The sequence below is a fragment of the Pantoea sp. Tr-811 genome (assembly GCF_011752535.1).
GTDB lineage: Bacteria > Pseudomonadota > Gammaproteobacteria > Pseudomonadales > Pseudomonadaceae > Aquipseudomonas.
This window is the reverse complement of record NZ_VWXJ01000031.1, coordinates 19610-37988: the sequence shown is the minus strand read 5'-3', so window position 1 is coordinate 37988 and position 18379 is coordinate 19610. Positions and strand designations below refer to the sequence as shown.

General features: G+C 64.2%; 13 protein-coding genes. 7 read left to right on the top strand and 6 right to left on the bottom strand.

Annotated elements, in window-relative coordinates; translation table 11 throughout:
- Positions 1-135: 135 nt before the first annotated feature.
- Positions 136-2343, bottom strand: coding sequence for a DNA internalization-related competence protein ComEC/Rec2 (locus F3J44_RS28250; RefSeq protein WP_167277759.1), 2208 nt, complete (start codon positions 2341-2343; stop codon positions 136-138).
- A 142-nt stretch (positions 2344-2485) separates the two neighbouring features.
- Between F3J44_RS28250 and F3J44_RS28245 the strand changes: the two genes are divergently transcribed.
- On the top strand, positions 2486-3112 hold the full coding sequence (locus F3J44_RS28245; protein WP_167277757.1) for a DUF2062 domain-containing protein: 627 nt from the start codon (positions 2486-2488) through the stop codon (positions 3110-3112).
- Here F3J44_RS28245 and F3J44_RS28240 read toward each other — a convergent pair.
- The 3 genes from F3J44_RS28240 to F3J44_RS28230 all read right to left on the bottom strand — a co-directional run bounded on the left by F3J44_RS28240 (position 2996) and on the right by F3J44_RS28230 (position 5461).
- Positions 2996-3775 carry an ABC transporter permease gene (locus F3J44_RS28240; RefSeq protein WP_103449696.1) on the bottom strand — a complete coding sequence of 260 codons (780 nt, stop codon included), beginning with the start codon at positions 3773-3775 and terminating at the stop codon, positions 2996-2998. The two genes, F3J44_RS28245 and F3J44_RS28240, sit on opposite strands and share 117 nt — an antisense overlap.
- Complete coding sequence (locus tag F3J44_RS28235; protein ID WP_167058281.1) at positions 3772-4704, bottom strand: ABC transporter ATP-binding protein; 933 nt, start codon at positions 4702-4704, stop codon at positions 3772-3774. Before F3J44_RS28235 ends, F3J44_RS28240 begins: the two co-directional genes overlap by 4 nt.
- A gap of 133 nt (positions 4705-4837) precedes the next feature.
- Entirely contained in the window at positions 4838-5461 is a 624-nt protein-coding gene (locus F3J44_RS28230) for a glutathione S-transferase (RefSeq protein WP_167058681.1), read from the bottom strand.
- A gap of 246 nt (positions 5462-5707) precedes the next feature.
- Between F3J44_RS28230 and F3J44_RS28225 the strand changes: the two genes are divergently transcribed.
- The 6 genes from F3J44_RS28225 to F3J44_RS28200 all read left to right on the top strand — a co-directional run bounded on the left by F3J44_RS28225 (position 5708) and on the right by F3J44_RS28200 (position 13918).
- Positions 5708-8155, top strand: coding sequence for an acyl-CoA dehydrogenase (locus F3J44_RS28225; RefSeq protein ID WP_167058284.1), 2448 nt, complete (start codon positions 5708-5710; stop codon positions 8153-8155).
- Positions 8156-8326: 171 nt separating this feature from the next.
- Complete coding sequence (locus F3J44_RS28220; protein ID WP_167277755.1) at positions 8327-8728, top strand: PA2817 family protein; 402 nt, start codon at positions 8327-8329, stop codon at positions 8726-8728.
- A 192-nt stretch (positions 8729-8920) separates the two neighbouring features.
- On the top strand, positions 8921-9460 hold the full coding sequence (locus tag F3J44_RS28215; protein ID WP_167058290.1) for a fimbrial protein: 540 nt from the start codon (positions 8921-8923) through the stop codon (positions 9458-9460).
- Positions 9461-9520: 60 nt separating this feature from the next.
- The gene (locus tag F3J44_RS28210) at positions 9521-10261 is read left to right on the top strand and encodes a molecular chaperone (RefSeq protein WP_167277753.1); all 741 of its coding nucleotides are present in this window, start codon (positions 9521-9523) and stop codon (positions 10259-10261) included.
- A 27-nt stretch (positions 10262-10288) separates the two neighbouring features.
- On the top strand, positions 10289-12784 hold the full coding sequence (locus F3J44_RS28205; protein WP_167277751.1) for a fimbria/pilus outer membrane usher protein: 2496 nt from the start codon (positions 10289-10291) through the stop codon (positions 12782-12784).
- A 36-nt stretch (positions 12785-12820) separates the two neighbouring features.
- Positions 12821-13918 (top strand): fimbrial protein, encoded by a 1098-nt coding sequence (locus F3J44_RS28200; RefSeq protein ID WP_167277750.1) that lies wholly within the window; start codon positions 12821-12823, stop codon positions 13916-13918.
- 49 nt (positions 13919-13967) lie between these two features.
- Here the strand turns inward: F3J44_RS28200 and F3J44_RS28195 are convergent, their stop codons facing one another.
- Together F3J44_RS28195 and F3J44_RS28190 are read right to left on the bottom strand one after the other, a co-directional pair.
- Positions 13968-17804, bottom strand: a complete 3837-nt coding sequence (locus F3J44_RS28195; RefSeq protein ID WP_167277748.1) for an RHS repeat domain-containing protein — start codon at positions 17802-17804, stop codon at positions 13968-13970.
- A 43-nt stretch (positions 17805-17847) separates the two neighbouring features.
- On the bottom strand, positions 17848-18372 hold the full coding sequence (locus tag F3J44_RS28190; protein WP_167277747.1) for a hypothetical protein: 525 nt from the start codon (positions 18370-18372) through the stop codon (positions 17848-17850).
- Positions 18373-18379: the final 7 nt, after the last annotated feature.

Sequence of the window (18379 nt, the reverse complement as noted above, 5' to 3'; positions counted from 1 at the left end):
CATCGCAGGCAAGCCTGCTCCTACATCTGTTTCGGGCCAGTGTTCATGTGGCCACCGCGCGCGGCCCTTTGTAGGAGCAGGCTTGCCTGCGATGCGCCGCGCGGGCGGCGCTCGATCTCACAGGCACCCACTACCTCAAGGCGAACGCCAAAACCGCCGTTGCCCCCGCACCCCTTCCACCTCCCCCCGCGCCCCTAATACCAAGCGCAACGCCCCCGCCACCGCCGTGTCATGCACTTGCATCCCATGGCGCCGATACCGCTCCATTACCTGCCCGTGCGGATGCCCGAAGCTGTTGTTGCGCCCACGCGAAATCAACACCCCGCGCGGCGCGGTAGCGCGGATAAACGCCTCGCTGGAAGAGCTACGACTGCCATGGTGCGGCGCCTGCAGCCAGTCGATGCGCGGCGCCTCGGTGGCCGCCAGCCAAGCCCGCTCGGCGCCGGCTTCCATATCCCCCGCCAGCAGCAAACGCTCACCCTGCGCCTCGACCAGCAACACGCACGAGCGGTCATTGCTGCTGTGCCCGCGCTCCCAGCGCCACAACGAAAACACCACGCCGTCCCATGCCCAGCGCTCGCCACTGGCGCAGGGTTGCAGCGCAACGCCATCCACCGCTTCACCGCCAATCATCCGCCCAACCGGCAAACCACGGGCAATGGCGGCGCCACCGCCGGCATGGTCGGCATGGGCATGGCTGAGCAGCATTACGTCCAGGCTGCCCACCCCCAGTTTGTGCAACGTCGGCAACACCACCCGCTCGCCAAGGTCGCTGTCGCCCCGGGCAGGCCCTGCGTCGTACAGCAGGTTGTGATGGCGGGTGCGCAGCAACACCGCCAGGCCCTGGCCCACGTCCAGCTGCCACACCTCCACCTGCCCGAACGGCACCGGCTCGCGGGGCACCCATAACGCCAACAGCATCACCCCACCCAACCCACGCAATGGCACGCCACGGGGCAACAGCACCAGCAGCGCGCCCACAGCGACCACGAGCCAGGTCCACAACGGCAAGGCGGGCGGCGCCCAGGCCGGGCGCCAACCCGCCACCAGCGCCAGCAAGCGGAACAAACCATCGAGCAGGCCACCGGCCAACCACAGCAAGCCCTCACCCACCCCCGCCAGTGGCAACAGCAGCATGCCGAGCAAGGCCAACGGCAGCACCGCCAGGCTGATCCAGGGCACCGCCAGCAGGTTCGCCAGCGGCGCGCTCAGGCTCACCGGCAAGCCCGTGGCCAGCAGCACCGGCAACAACCCGACCGCGATCACCCACTGGGCTCGGCTCCACGCCTGCCAGGGCCGCCAGCCCCCCAGCCGCGCCGCAAAGCTGTACACCAGCACCGCCACCGCCGCGAACGACAACCAGAACCCCGGCAACAACGCCGCCAAGGGGTTGGCCAGCAACACCGCATTGAATGCCAGCAACAACGGAGGCAGCGCCCCCAGGTGACGAAAGCGCAGGCGCCAGAGCAATACCACGCCCAGCATCAGGCAGGCCCGCTGCACCGGCACCCCAGCGCCCGCCAGCCAGCCGTAGGCCAGCGCCCCCGCCAGGGCCAGGGCGCAGGCCGATGGCAACCAAGGCAGGCGGCGCGGCCACAGGCCCCAGCGCGCCAGCCCCGCCACCAGGGCATACAGCAACCCGGCCACCAGGCCAATGTGCTGGCCGGAAATCACCAGCAAATGCACCGTGCCAGTGGCCTGCAGCACCTGCCAGTCCTCACGGGCAAGCCCTGCACCGTCGCCCAGCAACAGCGCCACCAGGGCCGCCTCGCGCCCATGGGCGGCCACCCCCAGCAGGCGCTCACGCAGGGCATCGCGCAGCCCTGGCGGCGGTGCCTGCAAGCGCTGGCCGACCTTGACCGTGCCGGTCGCGCCCACCCCACGCGCCAGCAGCTGCGCCTCGCGGTCCGGGCCATGGGGGTTGAGCAGGCCCGCAGGGCGCTGCAGCGTAACCGCCAGGCGCCAGTGCTCCCCGGCGCGCACCGGCGGGCCGCCGAACCAGTTGACCTGCACGCGGCTGGGCAACGCAGCGCGCCGTGACTGGGGGTGTTCCAGTTCAAAGCGCACACCTTGGGCGGTGCGCGTCGGCAACCCGGTCACCTGCCCTTCCAGCCACAGCGTGCGGCCATCCAAGCCCGGCGCCAGGCGGTCGTCCAGGGCCTGCTGCGCCGCCCAGCACGCCCAGCACAGCCCCAACAGGCCTACGCCCAACGGCCAGCCACGGGTACACAAGCCGGCCAGCGCCAGCCCACACAGCCACAACAGCCACCCGACCGATGGCAAGGCCGGCAGCGCACCCAGGCAGGCCAGCCCGAGCGCCAGCGCAAACATCCCTGTGCGCATGAGATAGAGCTCCAGCAGCCAAATCGCTGACACAGGCATAGCCGAAAAGCAGGGGCGGCCTGCTCAACAATTGTCACAAACTCTAAACGAGGCCGTGCGGGAATCAGGGCATACTTCCCCGATGACCGCCCCGGGAGCCCACATGCCGCGCCGCCTGTTCAAACGCTACATGCCGGACCCGACCAGCATTCGGGAACACAAGTCCTTACGCTTTTTCGGCAAGTTGCTGCACGACCCCAACCTCTGGCACCTGAACCGCCATTCGGTGGCACGGGCCATGGGCGTGGGCCTGTTCGCCGCGCTTATTCCCATCCCCATGCAGATGCTGCTGGCGGCAGCGCTGGCCATTCCGGTACGCGGCAACCTGCCGATTGCCGTCAGCCTGGTCTGGCTGACCAACCCGCTGACCATGCCCCCGGTGTTCTTCGTCACCTACATGACCGGTGCCTGGCTGATGCAGGTACCGCCGCGCACCCTGCCCGACGAACTGACCTTCGACTGGATCACCGACCAGCTGGCCACGCTGTGGCAGCCGTTCCTGCTGGGCTCGGTGGTATGCGGGGTGGTGCTGGGCATCGCTGCCTGGGCGGCCACCCTGGTGTACTGGCGTTGGTGGATTGGCCGGCAGTGGCGCCGGCGCAAACAAAGCAGGCTAAGCGCGCATGCCGCGGCCGCTGACCAACAGGCGAACGCACAGCACGTAGAGCACCGCAGTGGCCACCAGCATGAAGGTGATCGCCGTGCCGATGCTGATATCCGACACCCCTAGAATGCCGTAGCGGAAGGAGTTGACCATGTGCAGCACCGGGTTGGCCAGCGACACGGTCTGCCAGAACGGCGGCAGCAGGTTGATCGAGTAGAACACCCCGCCCAGGTAGGTCAACGGCGTCAGCACGAAGGTCGGGATGATCGAGATGTCGTCGAAGTTACGGGCGAACACCGCGTTGACGAAGCCCAGCAGCGAGAAGATGGTGGCGGTCAGCAGCACCACGACCACGGTCACGCCCAGGTGGTGCACCTGCAGGTTGGTGAAGAACATCGACAGGATGGTCACGATCACCCCCACCGCCAAACCACGCAATACGCCGCCCAGCACGTAGCCGACGAGGATGGTGTGTGGCGATACCGGCGATACCATGAGTTCTTCGATCGAGCGCTGGAACTTGCTGCCGAAGAAGCTCGACACCACGTTGCCGTAGGAGTTGGTGATCACCGACATCATGATCAACCCCGGCACGATGTACTGCATGTAGGTGAAGCCACCCATGTCGCCAATCTGCCGGCCAATCAGGTTACCGAAGATGACGAAGTACAGCACCATGGTGATCGCTGGCGGCAGCAGGGTTTGCGGCCAGATGCGCAGGAAGCGCCGCACTTCGCGGTAGACGATGGTGTTCAGGGCAACCCAGTTGGTGCGCAGTTCCACACTCATACGGCCACCTTCGACAGGTTTTTTTCCACCAGGGACACGAACAGCTCCTCGAGTCGGTTGGTTTTGTTGCGCAGGCTCTGCACCTCGATGCGTTGCAGTGCCAGTTGGCCGAACAGCGCGGTGATGCCGATGTCCTTGTCCACCTGCACTTCCAGGGTGTGCGGGGTCAGCAACCGGCACGGGTAGCCTTCGAGCACAGGCGCTGCGGCCAGGTCCTGCTTGAGGTCGAGCACGAAGGTTTCCACATGCAGCTTGCCCAGCAGCTGGCGCATGCTGGTGTTCTCGACGATGGTGCCGTGGTCGATGATGCCGATGTTACGGCACAGCTGCTCAGCCTCCTCCAGGTAGTGGGTGGTGAGGATGATGGTGATGCCTTTCTGGTTCAGCTCGGTGAGGAAGGTCCACATCGAACGGCGCAGCTCGATGTCCACCCCGGCGGTCGGCTCGTCGAGGATCAGCAGGCGCGGCTCGTGGATCAGCGCACGGGCGATCATCAGCCGGCGCTTCATGCCGCCGGACAACGAACGCGACTGCACATCGCGTTTGTCCCACAGGCCCAGCTGGGTCAGGTACTGCTCGGCACGCTCTTTGGCCACCTTCGGTGGAATACCGTAGTAGCCCGCCTGGGTCACGACGATGTCGAAGGTTTTCTCGAACTGGTTGAAGTTGAATTCCTGTGGCACCACGCCCAGGCAGCGCTTGAGCGCCGAGGGCTCGCGGTCCAGGTCATGGCCGAACACGTTGACCGTGCCGCTGGTCTTGTTCACCAGGGTGGACAGGATGCCGATGGTGGTGGATTTGCCGGCGCCGTTGGGGCCGAGCAAGGCGAAGAAATCGCCTTCGGCAACGTCCAGGTCGATGCCCTTGAGGGCCTGGAAGCCGTTGCCGTAGGTCTTGGTCAGCTGTCGGATGGACAGGGCGGAACTCATAGCGGGTCACTTACCGAAGAAGAAGGTGCAGGACACGCCAGGGCAGGTCACTGGCGCAGTGAGTGCGGCCATGGTGCAAGGCCAGGCCGCACAAGTACAGTCACATGTATTGATAATGACTATCGAAGCAAGGTCAGGTCAGCGCGGTCATCACCGCGGCCTGGTAGGCCGGGCGCGCCTTCAGGCGTTCGTACCAGGCTTCCAGGTGGTGCATGGCCGGGCGTTCGATGGGCATTTCGAACCAGGCGTAGGCGAAGCACCCCAGTGGGATGTCGCCCATGCCGATCTGGTCACCGGAAAGGTACGGTTGTTTACCCAGGGTTTCGTCGGCGATGGCCAGCAGCGCGGCGCACTGCTTGTGCGCGGCGTTGATCGCTACCCAGTCGCGCTGGTCCTCCGGGGTGCGCAGCAGGCCCCAGAACAGCGGGCGGAACGGTGCGGCGAAGGACGAGGTGGTCCAGTCCATCCACTTGTCGGCCAGGGCACGCTGGCGGGGGTCTTCCAGGTACCAGCCCTGCTCTGCGCCGTATTCGGCGCACAGGTAGCGGACGATGGCATTGGACTCCCACAAGGTCAGGTCGCCGTCTTCGAGCATTGGCACCAGGCCGTTGGGGTTGCGCGCCCGGTAGTGCGGTTCGTTGACCACGCCGAAGGCGCCACCGGCATCGATCGACTCGAAATCCAGGCCCAGTTCGTGGGCGGCCCACAGCGCCTTGCGCACGTTGCTTGAATTCTTGCGGCCCCAGATCTTCAGCATGGCGATGTCCTTATGAATGCGGAGGTTCATAGTCTACTCCAGAGTTTTGCTGCCTGTGCCGGCCCTTTCGCGGGGCAAGCCCGCTCCTGTAGGAGCGGGCTTGCCCCGCGAAAGGGCCGGCACAGGTTACCACTGCAAGGAAACTCCCACCGCCACACCCTGTCACTGTTCTAACCCTGCCGCACGCCCCTCAGCGTCTAAGCTCTGTGTGACGGCTCAAGCCCCTGGTTCCAAGGAGGACCGATTATGTTGCTGTTGTGGTTGGTAGTGCTGGTGATCGGTGCGGCGTACCTCACGCACCGGCGCCTGGCGCCCTTGCAGATTCTCGCCATCCTGGCGGTGTACGTGCTGCTCATGGGCATCTTCAGCAAGGCCCCCGGCTGGCTGCTGGCCCTGTTCTGGGCCGTGCTGGCGCTGAAAACCGCCCTGCTGGTGCTGCCGGACTGGCGCCGCAAGGTGTTCACCGGCCCGGTGTTCAAGTGGTTCCAGCGCACCCTGCCGCCCATGTCGCAAACCGAACGCGAGGCGATCGACGCCGGCACCGTGTGGTGGGATGGCGAGCTGTTCAGCGGCCGCCCCGACTGGCGCACCCTGCTCGCCTACCCGGCGCCGAAACTGACCGAAGAAGAACAAGCCTTCCTCGACGGCCCCACCGAAGCGCTCTGCGCCATGGTCAGCGACTGGCAGATCGGCCAGGACCTGGACCTGCCCCCCGAAGCCTGGGCGCACATCAAGCAGCATGGTTTCTTCGCCCTGATCATTCCCAAGGAATACGGCGGCAAGGGCTTCTCCGCCCATGCCCACTCCCAGGTGGCGATGAAACTGGCCACCCGCAGCGGCGACCTGGCCTCCACCGTGATGGTGCCCAACTCCCTGGGCCCTGCCGAGCTGCTGCTGCACTACGGCACCGATGAGCAGCGCAACCACTACCTGCCGCGCCTGGCCCGCGGCGATGACATTCCCTGCTTCGCCCTCACCGGCCCCCTGGCCGGCTCCGATGCCGGGGCCATGCCCGACACCGGCGTGGTGTGCAAGGGCCAGTGGAACGGCGAGGAAGTCATCGGCCTGCGCCTGAACTGGGAAAAGCGCTATATCACCCTGGGCCCAGTGGCCACCCTGCTGGGCCTGGCCTTCAAGGCCTACGACCCAGAGCACCTGCTGGGCGAAGAGGAAGAACTGGGCATCAGCCTGGCCTTGATCCCCACCGACACCCCCGGCGTTGAAATCGGCAAGCGCCACCTGCCCCTGGGCGCTGCGTTCATGAACGGCCCCAACAGTGGCAAGGATGTGTTCGTGCCGCTGGACTTCCTGATCGGCGGCCAGGCCATGCTCGGCAAGGGCTGGATGATGCTGATGAACTGCCTGTCGGTGGGCCGCTCCATCTCCCTGCCCGCCGTGGGCACCGGCGCTGCCAAGTACACCAGCCTGGTCACCGGCCAGTACGCCAACATCCGCGAGCAGTTCAACGTGCCTTTGGCCGCCTTCGAGGGCATCCAGGAATCGCTGGCACGCATCGGCGGCAATGCCTGGCTGATGGACAGCGCCCGCCTGCTGACAGCCAAGGCCGTGGACCTTGGCGAGAAACCTTCGGTGCTGTCGGCCATCCTCAAGTACCACCTCACCGAACGCGGCCGCGAGTGCATCCAGCACGCCATGGACGTGCACGGCGGCAAGGGCATCATCATGGGCCCGAACAACTACCTGGGCCGCAACTGGCAGGGTGCGCCGATCTTCATCACCGTCGAAGGCGCCAACATCCTGTCGCGCAACCTGATGATCTTCGGCCAGGGCGCGATTCGCTGCCACCCGTTCGTGCTCAAGGAAATGGCCCTGGCTGGCCGCCAGGACCGCGACCAGGCGCTGCGCGAGTTCGACGACCTGTTGCTCAAGCACATCGTGTTCGCCGTCGGCAACGCGGCCAGCACGCTGGTGCTGAACCTGGGCCTGGGGCGCCTGGAAGCCGTGCCGGGCGACGCCCTGAGCCAGGGTTACTTCCGCGCCTTGAACCGCCAGGCAGCGGCCTTCGCCCTGCTGGCCGACCTGTCGATGATGCTGCTGGGCGGCGCGCTCAAGCGCCGCGAACGCCTGAGCGCACGCCTGGGTGATGTGCTGAGCTACCTCTACCTGGCCAGCGCCGCGCTCAAGCGCTACCACGACCTGGGCTCGCCCGAGCACATGCAACCGTTGCTGCGCTGGGCCATGGAAGAAAGCCTGGGCCAGGCCGAGCACGCGCTGGATCGTCTGCTGGACAACTTCCCCAACCGCTTCGTCGGCTGCGCCCTGCGGGTGCTGGTATTCCCCTTCGGCCGCCGCCACACCGGGCCAAGCGATGAACTGGATGCCGAAGTCGCCGCCCTGATTGGCCGCAGCAAAGGCGACCCGGCGCTGGAAGAGTTGCTGGCCGGCTGCTTCAGGCCACAGGCCGATGGCGACCCGGTGGCGGCGCTGCAACGGGCCTGCGACCTGCTGGATGAAGCGCTGCCCGTGCACAAGGCGCTGCACCAGGCGATCAAGGAGGGCAAGGTGCAGCCGGCACCGGGGCAGTCGGCGATCGATGCGGCCATCGAGGCCGGGGTGTTGCAGCCAGATGAAGGGCAACGGCTGCAGGCCGCGGAACAGGCGCGCCGGGCGGTGATCGATGTGGATGCCTTCGACAAGGCGCAATTGTTGCCCGAGCAAGGCAAGGTGCGCTGAGGGCTCTATATAGAACCTTGTAGGAGCGGGCTTGCCCCGCGAACACCGGCATAGCCGGTGCCATGCCCCGCGTCGCCTGCTTCGCGGGGCAAGCCCGCTCCTACAACACCACAGGCTTGGCCAACCGGCGTATACTCCGCCCCCGTTTCAACCACCCCGAGGACCACCCCCATGGCCACCCCCCACCTGCACTACCACCTGCAACTGCTGAACCACCTGCGCACCATCCTGGTGGCCCTGGGTGAAGCCGAGCAGGTGCCGGAGGAGAGCCACGCCCTGTTCCTCGAACGCTTCGACGAACTGCTCACCCTGCTGCCGCAAGACCCGCTGCAAAGCCAGTACCTGGGCCAGGACCTGATCTGCCAGGTCATCACCCGCTACCCGCAAATCGCCCACCTGGTGCCGCGCGACCTGTTGTGGTTCTTTGGCGGCGATTGCCTGCACTTCATGCCCGATGAGGAACTGGACCTGTACCAGCAGCTCGAAGAAGCCCGCTACGAAGCCGAACAGCAGGGCGCGCCGTTCGACTGGAGCGCAGAAAAGCAACAGCGGCTGCAAGCCCGAACCGAGTAAGCCTGCCCTCCTTGCCGTGCCTCCCACGGCAAGGAAACTTGCTGAAACATTCCTACCCGCCTGACACTTTCACCTACATCGTTTCCCTCTGTACATCCATAACCTGAATGGCGACACGAGCGCACTCACAGCTCGATGTCTTGCGGGCCCGTTCCCGCAAAACAGCCAACCATTCGATAATGGATAACCCCCATGAAAAAAATCCTGCTACCCCTGGTGCTTGCAATGGCAAGCAGTTCGGTAATGGCCGCCGATGAGAACGGCCGTATCACCTTCCGTGGCTACATCAGCGCCGGTGGCACCTGCCCGATCGAGGTCGTCGACCCAGGCCTGGGCGTACAACCCTGGGTATTCCTGGGCAACTACGCCACCAAGGCCTTCCCAACCGTAGGTACCGAAACCAAGGAAGTCGCCTTCGGCCTGCGCGTAACGCCAGACGCCAGCTGTGTCATCGCCCCAGGCACTGAGGCAACCGTCAAGTTCGACGCCCTGGCCGGTGTTGAAGGTACCGACATGTATGCATTGAACCGGGGCGGTGCAACGGGCCTGGGCCTGCTGATCAAAGACGACACTGGCGCTACCATCGACCCGAACACCGAGTCCAAGAAGTACGCCCTGGCTGAGAACACGCCCACCGAGATGCGCTTCTTCGCCAACTACAAGTCCTCCGCCGCCACCGTGGGTGCTGGCATGGCCGAAGCTGACGTGAACTTCGTCGTCGCCCTGCCGTGATCCGTTTCCAGGTGCCCCAGGGCACCTGGATTCCCCCAACGCCTTCGTGAGGCTATTTCCATGCTCTCTATCCTGCGCCCCCTGTTGCTACTGGGAGGTGGCGTGTTGGCGTTGGCCAGCACCCTGAACAGCGCCAGCGCCGCACTCACCATCAGCACCACGCGCATTGTCTACGACGGTGGGCAACGCAGCGCCTCGGTACTGATCGCTAACCCCGGCAAGCAAACCTTCGCCGCCCAGGCCTGGGTCAACACGCAAACGGACGACACGGTGACCCCGGTACCGTTCCTGACCACGCCCAACCTGTTTCGCCTGGCACCCAACGGCGAGCAGACGGTAAAGCTCAGCCATTTGCCCAACGACCTGCCACAAGACCGCGAGTCGCTGTTTTTCTTCAACCTACAGGAAATTCCCCAGGCCTCGGGCGAGGCGCGCAATGCCTTGAACATTGCCATCCGCACGCGCATCAAGCTGTTCTACCGGCCCGCCGCCGTGCAGGGCAACCCCGAGCGCCGCCTCAAAGACCTGCACATTACCGCCCGCCTGCAGGGCGGCCAGCGGGAAGTGGTCGTCAAGAACCCCACCCCGTACTTCTACACCCTGAACCGCCTGGAACTCGTCAGCGGCAACACCCGGCACCCCCTGCCCGTGGCCGACATGCTCGCCCCCCTGGCCGAGCGCAGCTACCCGTTACCAGCGGCGCTGGCTGACGCCAGCGACCTGCACGCCGTGATCACCACCATCAACGACTACGGCGGCACCACCAAGCCCTTGACCTTGCCCGTGCACACCCCGTTCTGACCTGGCGGCAACACCCAAGGAGCGCCCATGACCTTCATCTCCCACCTGCGTGGGCCTATTCGCCTGCGCGGCAGCCAGCTGCTCACCCTGTGCATTGCCTTGAGCCCGCTGCTGGCCCAAGGCAATGCCATGCCGGGGGAGTTTCGCGCCGGTTTCCTGCGCCAACACCCTGATGATGCCCCCAACAGCGGCGCCTTGGCCCTACAGGCCCTGGCCAACGAGCGGGCCCTGGGGCCCGGGCTGCTGCTCGTCGACCTCACGGTGAACCTTGAGCCGGTGGGCCCACGCGAGCTCAGGTTCGACCTCGATGCCACCGGCACGCACCTGCAGCCCTGCCTCCCTCCCGGCCTGCTGGCCGAGCTGGGCCTGCGCACCGAGGCCCTGGCCGACCCGACCCTGCTGGCCCAGCAGTGCCTGAACCTGGCCGAAGTGGTGCCTGGGGCGCGGGTCGACTTCGACAGCCAGCGCCTGCGCCTGGCTATTTCCATTCCACAAATCGCCATGCGCCGCGAAGTGGCAGGCCAGGTGGACCCGGCCCGTTGGGATGCCGGCATCAACGCCGCCTTCGTCAACTACCAGGCGTCCACCCTGCAAGGCAGCAGCCGCGGCCGAGGGCGCTTCGACAGCCATGACCTGTACCTGACCAGTGGCATCAACCTCAGCGGCTGGCGCCTGCGCAGCAGCCAGGCGTGGCGCCAGGACGCCCAGGGCGAGCGCAGCTGGACCCGCGCCTACACCTACGCGCAAACCGACCTGCCAGGCACCTGGGGCACCCTGACCCTGGGCGAAACCGCCACCGATAGCGACCTGTTTCGCGGCGTCCCGGTCACCGGGTTGCGCTTGGCCACTGACCCCGAGATGCTGCCCGATGCCCTGCGCAGCTACGCCCCGACCATTCGCGGTGTGGCGCAAACCCGCGCCAAGCTGGAAATCTGGCAGAACGGCTACCCCATCTACTCCACCTACGTCAGCCCCGGCCCCTATGCCATCGACGACCTCGGCGTCGCCGGCTCAGGCGAGCTGGAAGTGGTCTTGACCGAGGCCGACGGCCAGGTGCGCCGCTACCTGCAGCCCTACACCGCACTGGGCAACCTGCTGCGCCCTGGCATAGCCCGCTACAGCTTCACCGCCGGGCACTACAACGCAGCCGGTGACGCCCGCAGCCCGGCCCTGTGGCAGCTCACCGCAGCGCGGGGCACGCCGTGGAACACCACCCTGATCGGCGGGCTGATGGCAAGCCAGGGCTACCATGCACAGGCCGCTGGCCTGGCACGCGACCTGGGCGCGCTGGGTGCGCTGGCATTCGACATCACCCACGCCAGCGCCGACCTGGGCCAGGCCCTGGGCGGAGAGATACAGGGCATGAGTTACGCCCTGCGCTACAGCAAGGCGTTCGAGCACGGCACCAACCTGCGTTTCGCCGGTTACCGCTACTCCACCGAAAACTACCGCGACTTCGATGAGTGGGTACGGCAAACCAGCTACGACGGGCGTTTCCGGGGTAGCCGGCGCAGCCGCCTGGAGGCGTCGGCCTACCAGCGCCTGGGCAGCAACAGCTCGCTGAACCTGAACTTCTCGCAACAGGATTACTGGCAGCGCAGCGATGTACAACGCCAGTTCCAGCTCAGCTACAACACCTACCTCAGCGGCGTGACCGTCAGCCTTTACGCCTCCCAGTCGCTCAGCGACGGGCGCTATGGCAGCGACCGGCAAGTGGGCCTGAGCCTGTCCATGCCCCTGGAGTTCGGCGCCCGCAGCAACTTCACCCTGGACCTGCAGCACAGCGCGGCGGGCACCTCCCAGCGCGCCAGCCTCAGTGCCAGCCACGACCGCAACTTGTCCTATCACGCCAGTGCAAGCCGCAGCGTGAACAACCAGCAGAACCTCGCCCTGAACGTGGCTTACCAGGCCGCGCCGGGCACCCTGGGTGCAGGCATAAGCCGTGGCGCGGACTACCACAGCGTTTCCCTGAACGCCAGTGGTGCCCTGCTGGCTCACGCTGGCGGCGTGGAACTGGGGCCGTACCTGGGCGACACCATGGCCCTGGTGCACGTGCCAGGCATCGCTGGCGTCGGCGTGCACAACGCAGCCTCGCAAACCAACGCGCGGGGTTATGCCCTGGTGCCTTACCTGCGCCCCTACAAAGCCAACTCGCTGGTACTGGACACCGACCGCCTCGGCGCGGAAATCGACATCGACAACGCCAGCGCCCAGGTGGTGCCGCGCCGGGGCGCGGTGGTCAAGCAGCAGTTCGCCGCCCGCCGGGTCAACCACCTGGTGCTCAGCACCCAGCTGCACGATGGCAGGCCGTTGCCGTTCGGCGCACAACTGCGCGACAGCCAAGGTGAAGCCCTTGGGGTGGTGGGCCAGGCAGGTCAGGTGCTGCTGACCATGGCCGGCCAAGCCCAGCAGGTAACCGCCCACTGGGGAGAAGACCCCGCTGCCCGTTGCAGCCTGTACGTCGAGCCCGACCTTATCGAACTGACCGACGGCGTGCGTATTCAGCACCTCACCTGCCAGTAAGCCGCCCCTACCCGCACCTTGTACACAGGAAACACCATGCATACCCCGATCAAGCACCTGCTCCTGGGCCTGCTCTCGCTGATGGCCTGGGAGGCTTCGGCCAACGACCAACCGGGCATGCCCGTTGTCGAAGGCAAATGCAAGTGGGTCAGCAGTAGCAACCTGAAGCCTCCGATCATCTTCATACGCCGGGTAGATGCTCCACTCTACGTTCCCAGGGACGCCAGCCTGGGCAGCCCGATCGGCCCGCCCCGCATGCAGAAAACCACCATGCCGGAAGGCGGCTCAATCTACGTCAGCTGCCTTGGGGACCTGAGCAACGACCCGGTAGAAATGAAGGTGACCGCCTTGGCCGATATCTTTCCAGACCCGGTACCTGGTTTTCCGGATGGCCATGTGCTGAAAACCAATGTCAAGGGCGTGGGCGCGGTGTTCGAGATGCGCTTTCCTTTCACGCACCACAACAATGCTTTCAACCCAGATGATGGCCATACCTTCATTCCCTTTTCTGCCACCTCCAGGGCACTACCCGGTTTCGCTGTCCAGCTAGTCGCCTTCAACGACACGCTGACGCTGGTAAAAATCGGCGACATCGAGCCCGGCGTGCATGTGGTCAACGTTCCCGTGGCCCGCGCCTACTCGCCTTACCCGAACATCGGCGAAGTGTTCCACGCAACGCTGTCCGCCACGGTGATTCAGCCCGGCTGCCAGATCGTCGGCGACCCGGTAACCCCCAACCCGGTGGAGCTGGGTGACTGGGACCGTGCAGACTTCACCGGCCCGGGCTTCACCACCGCCACCCAATCGCTGCGCATCAAGCTCAGCGGCTGCCAGAGCGACCCGGCCGACCCGAGCAATGTCAGCCTCGAACTCACCCCCACCGATGGTTCACAGATGCTCGTGCCCGACCAGGGCGTGCTGAGCCTGAACAACGGCGGCAACGATGCAGGGTTCGGCATACAGGTGGTAAAGGCCGATGGCAGCCCAATGCCCCTGGGCCAGGAACTGCCGATGACCGCGCTGGCGCCGGGTGATATGGAGCTCACCCTGGGTGCGCACTTCTACCAGACCGAGGCCAAGGTCAGGCCTGGCGAGGCCACTGGCGCCTTGAACTTCACCTTGCGCTTGCGCTGAACCTGGCTGCCAGGCCTTGCCCCCCAGGGGCCTGGCAGCACTGGCTCGGTTACTGCGAAGTGCCGGTGAGCACGTCCTTGGCATCGTAGGCATACGACTGGGTCTGGGTGCCGTCATCCACGCTGACCAAACGGTTCAGCGCATCGTAGGCCAAGGTTCGCCCCTCATCGTCCTTGGTCATGTTGCCGTAGTCGTCGTATTCAAGCGTCACCTTCGGTTGAGCGCCGCCCGCGGATACATGGATGAAAGCGCTCAGTTGCGCCGGGTCGGTGTTCTTGAACTCATAAACGGTACGGTGAACCTTTTTATCCAGGTCAGTCGTTGTCACAAGCGTGATGTTGTCGATGGCATCGAAGCTGAAATCCTGTTGGTAAATCTTGTTGCCCCACGCATCCTGCGGGGGTTCCAAGGGCATGCTCTGGTCGTTCTCGCCCTTGCAGATGTACGTGACCAGGCGACCGCGCGCGTCGTACTTGTAGTGCTCATCGCGCAGCACCTTGCCATTCTCATCGAGGGTGCGCTGCACCATGCCGTCGAAGTCATCGTAGCGTTGGGTCAAGGTTTGCTTGACGTCACCGAAATCGAAGGTGCGGGTTTGCTCACGCTCGAAGTCATCGTAGGTCAGGGTCGTGGCCAGGCTACGGCCGCCTTCGCGGGTGGTGTAGGAGGCCATGCGGCCAAAGGCGTCGTAGGTGAACGTGCTGGCTACCCCAGCCAACTGGGTCGCCTGCAGCCTACCGAATGCATCGTAGTCGTACGACTGCTCCTGGCCCAGTACATCGGTGTAGCCTTCCGCACGGCTTTGCAGGCTGCTACGGTAGCTCATGGTGTAGGGCTTTTCCTCGCCCAGGTCACGGGTTTCGGTCTTTACCTCGCCGGTACTGAAATACGTGCGGTTGACCTTCTGCCCCTGCACCTCGAAATCCACCAGCCAGGCTTTTTTCGGGTCGAAGCCGTAGGTGGCGGTGCCGATGTCGGCCACGCCCTGGCCATCGGCAGCGCCAGCCAGGTAGCGCTTGGTCGGCTCTTCGCTGAGTACCGGGTTGTACTCGTAGTGGATCAGGTCGAAGGTTTGCAGGTCCTGCTTGTATTTGTACACCCGGGCTGGCTTGGTTTGCCCCGGGTCGTATTCGTACTTCTGCAAGCGCCCCCCGGTCGTTGCGGTTTCCAGCCGCCCCAGGCCATCGAAGGTCTGCGTGCCGAGCAGGATATCCTTGGTGGCAGGAACCTTGATCAAGGTGGGCAAGTCCTGCTCGCTGTGCAGGGCATATTCGCGTACGACCTTGTTCTTGTCGCCCAGGGTATGGGTCACCTGGCGCCCAAACACGTCGTAGAGGTGTTCCTCGACCCGCAGCGTTTTACTGTCGATTCCAACCGTTTCCTTGGCGGCACGCCCCAGGCCGTCGTAGGCATTGAGCGCACGGCTAACAAGCGTGCCCTTGGCGTCCAGGCGCTCGACCTTCACCGGGTTGTTCGCCGCATCGTACCAGGTGATGGTCTTGCCCGTTGTTGCCTTGGAAGTGGCGATGCGCCAGGCCGTGGTGACCTTGCCCTGGTGCTGTGAATCGTTCACGTAAGTCGTTTCGGTGAACTGGGTAACGCCATCGGGGCCGGTTTGCGCCTGTTGCTCGCCCCAGTCGTCGTATTCGAACGTGGTGGCCAGCTTCAGGGGTTTGCCATTGAGCCAGTCGACCTGGGTTTCGCTCACCAATTGCCCCAGGGCATCGTACTGGGCTTCGTAGGTATCGTGCAGGGTGTCGGCGCCCTGCCCGAGCAGGTTGTCCATGTCCAGGCGTTGTTCCTTGATGGGCCGGTTCAGCCCGTCCACCAGCGTCAACGTTTGCACGTCCTTCACATCGAAGGCGGTCTGGCTGGCCTGGTCGCCGGGTTTGGCGCACAGCACGTAGGCATACCGGCGGCTGGCCTCGAACGGAGTACCCGGGGCAACCATTTCCCGCGTGGTGCGGCGCAAGGGGTCGTACTCGTAGCGAATTTCCACATCGTTGTCGTCACGGGTGAGCAGCGGCAGGTCGTGCAGCAGCGAATGCTCGGTGGTAATCACCTTTTGCACGCCATCATGGCCAGTCAGGGTTTCCACGGTCTGCAACACGGTTTCACCCGCACGCGGGCTGGCCCCCGCTACCGTGCCCAGGTGCGGCTGGCCCTTGGGCACATAGCGGGTCACGGCATAGTCGTAGTGGGAGGTGGTCGCCAACTTGCCCATGGTCAGCACCTTTTCAAGCATGCGCCCGTATTGCCAGGGCTTGCTGTCGTCCTCGTGGTAGCTGTACGCCAGGCTTTGCCACACCACCGGTGTTGTCGCGGTTTCTTCTTCCAGCGTTTCGCTGCCTGGTACAAAAGCGGGCTCCACTTCGCCCGTCAGGGCCGGTAGCGTGATATAGGCATAGCGGCGCACCACCTCGGCGGCCTTGCCGGCACGGCCCTCAGCGGGGGTGACGATGCTGAAATTGAGGTGGCGAATGAACCCTGACTTGTCTTCCGGGTGGCCTTCGGCCTTGCCTGGGAGGTACCACTCGTTGATCTCGGTGATGCCATCGGTTTTCACATGCTTGGTCGGGTTGCCTTGCTCGTCGTAGTCGAAGGTTTCAACCTCCGCGTACGCTTGTCCCCCCGCCCCCTCTACCCACCAACGGGTAGTCACCTCGTGGGGCAACTGGAAGGTCGACTCTTGCTGCTCGAACGCCACGTCCTGTTTGTACTTATAGGTGGTAACCACTTCCTTGATGGCCTTGCCCTGGCGGGTTTTTTCCAGGGTCTGCAAATGGAACTGGTTGAAGCGGCGCTCGATGCTTCTGACAGCCACGTCTGCTTGGTAGTGGGTTTCAACCGAGCCGTAGCTGTAGTCCCCGATATACTGGTACAGCGCGTCCTGGCCTTTGTTCTTGCTCCAGTCGATGTTCAAACCGTACCCCAGGAAATTGTTGTCCACGGGGTTTGCGGGGTCGTTGGGGTAGGTGTAGCGCACGTCTTGTTCGGGCTGGCCGAAGCCGGGCCGGATCAGGTGCTGGTTGACCCTGGGCAGCCGGGTGAGGCCACTGCCATCGGGAATACGGTGCCCGCCGTCGGTATAGAACAACAGCTCTTCGCCCCCCACAGGGGTTTGCAAGCTTTCGACGCAATGCAGCGAGTCTTTGGCCACGTACTTGATCCGCCAACTGGCACGCTGCTCCAGCTCGTCATGGGTGGGCAGAGAAATGCGCTCCACCAGGGCGTTAGCGCCCAGGCGCAACGCGTACTCAGCGTGGGAGCCGCCAATGCCGTCGGGGTACACCAGCAGTTTGATGGCGTTCCCCCCCTCAGGCCGGTCGATATGCAGCAAGGGCTCACCGTCATCGCCGCGCACCCATTCCAACCGTGGGTAGCCGGCGAACACCGCGTACTCCAGTGTGACCCCGTGGCCCAATGCGCCGAACACCTGTACCGGCACGCACACGCCCTGTGCCCCCTTCGGTGCAAGGATTTCCACCATGCCCGAACGGTGCTCGACCCGGTAACGGCCGGCGCCGTGGTCATACAAGCGGAAGCTCTCGACTTTCTGCTCTTTCATCACCAGCCGAGTTCGGCCATAAGCATCCTGCTCAGTGCTGGTAACGGCAAACGTTTCGCCGTTGTTCAAAGTCATCACATTGCTGCGCGGGGCGTAGTGGCTCAGTTTCAGGTCCCACCCCATGCCATAGCCGGAATCGACCTGGTTCAGGGGGTTGAAACTCAGGTCCAGCGGCAGGTCCGGGCCCTGTAGGTGGTTGGCCTTGATATCAGGCAGGTCCACGGCCAGGGTGTATTGACCGGTGCGTGGGTCTACGCCACCGCGCAGGTAGCTTAGGAAGTTGAAGGCATTGGAGGAAATTGCAGTCGAGGCGGCCATAGTAACTCCTTGGATTTAAACCCAACAAGATCACAACAAGCAGTCAGTACGTTATTTTAATACAAGTAGCAAAAAAATCGGAAGAAGGTAGACCCTCATATTTTTTCTCTATACGCAAACCGCCACTATCAATTATTTCCTTATCACCTTTTTCGGGCAGGACTTGAAGTGCATTCCACCCCGTGGTAGTTTTTTGCCTGAACGACCTGAGCGATACAACTCGAGCGGGCACCCCTTTATCGTCACAGGGATCGGTTATTACATTGTTAATCATACTAAAGATCACCGCAGAGGGTGCCTCATCAACCCTGTACCATGAATAAACAGCATTCGGACACTCAGGGGCCTCCTTAAAGATCTTCCAGAGTTTGTGGCTTGTCGTCTTCCCAGGACTACTTTCATCATACTCAATGGGAATAACACACCTATCACCCTGAGCGTTACCATTCGCATCAACCTCCTCTACAAAGGTAATTTTCCCTCCAGTATCCGCAGCACTTGCCGTTGTCAGCGGCGCTGCAAGTGCGAGCATCAGCACCATTGCAATGCACTTAAATTTCATATTCATGGCCTTT

What these genes read in the sequence shown, in the direction of transcription:
- F3J44_RS28210 (WP_167277753.1), top strand. Translation starts at nt 9,521, where the DNA reads ATGCTCTCTATCCTGCGCCCCCTGTTGCTACTGGGAGGTGGCGTGTTG.
- F3J44_RS28240 (WP_103449696.1), bottom strand. Translation starts at nt 3,775, where the DNA reads ATGAGTGTGGAACTGCGCACCAACTGGGTTGCCCTGAACACCATCGTC.
- F3J44_RS28225 (WP_167058284.1), top strand. Translation starts at nt 5,708, where the DNA reads ATGTTGCTGTTGTGGTTGGTAGTGCTGGTGATCGGTGCGGCGTACCTC.
- F3J44_RS28195 (WP_167277748.1), bottom strand. Translation starts at nt 17,804, where the DNA reads ATGGCCGCCTCGACTGCAATTTCCTCCAATGCCTTCAACTTCCTAAGC.
- F3J44_RS28200 (WP_167277750.1), top strand. Translation starts at nt 12,821, where the DNA reads ATGCATACCCCGATCAAGCACCTGCTCCTGGGCCTGCTCTCGCTGATG.
- F3J44_RS28250 (WP_167277759.1), bottom strand. Translation starts at nt 2,343, where the DNA reads ATGCGCACAGGGATGTTTGCGCTGGCGCTCGGGCTGGCCTGCCTGGGT.
- F3J44_RS28230 (WP_167058681.1), bottom strand. Translation starts at nt 5,461, where the DNA reads ATGCTGAAGATCTGGGGCCGCAAGAATTCAAGCAACGTGCGCAAGGCG.
- F3J44_RS28190 (WP_167277747.1), bottom strand. Translation starts at nt 18,372, where the DNA reads ATGAATATGAAATTTAAGTGCATTGCAATGGTGCTGATGCTCGCACTT.
- F3J44_RS28220 (WP_167277755.1), top strand. Translation starts at nt 8,327, where the DNA reads ATGGCCACCCCCCACCTGCACTACCACCTGCAACTGCTGAACCACCTG.
- F3J44_RS28215 (WP_167058290.1), top strand. Translation starts at nt 8,921, where the DNA reads ATGAAAAAAATCCTGCTACCCCTGGTGCTTGCAATGGCAAGCAGTTCG.
- F3J44_RS28205 (WP_167277751.1), top strand. Translation starts at nt 10,289, where the DNA reads ATGACCTTCATCTCCCACCTGCGTGGGCCTATTCGCCTGCGCGGCAGC.
- F3J44_RS28245 (WP_167277757.1), top strand. Translation starts at nt 2,486, where the DNA reads ATGCCGCGCCGCCTGTTCAAACGCTACATGCCGGACCCGACCAGCATT.
- F3J44_RS28235 (WP_167058281.1), bottom strand. Translation starts at nt 4,704, where the DNA reads ATGAGTTCCGCCCTGTCCATCCGACAGCTGACCAAGACCTACGGCAAC.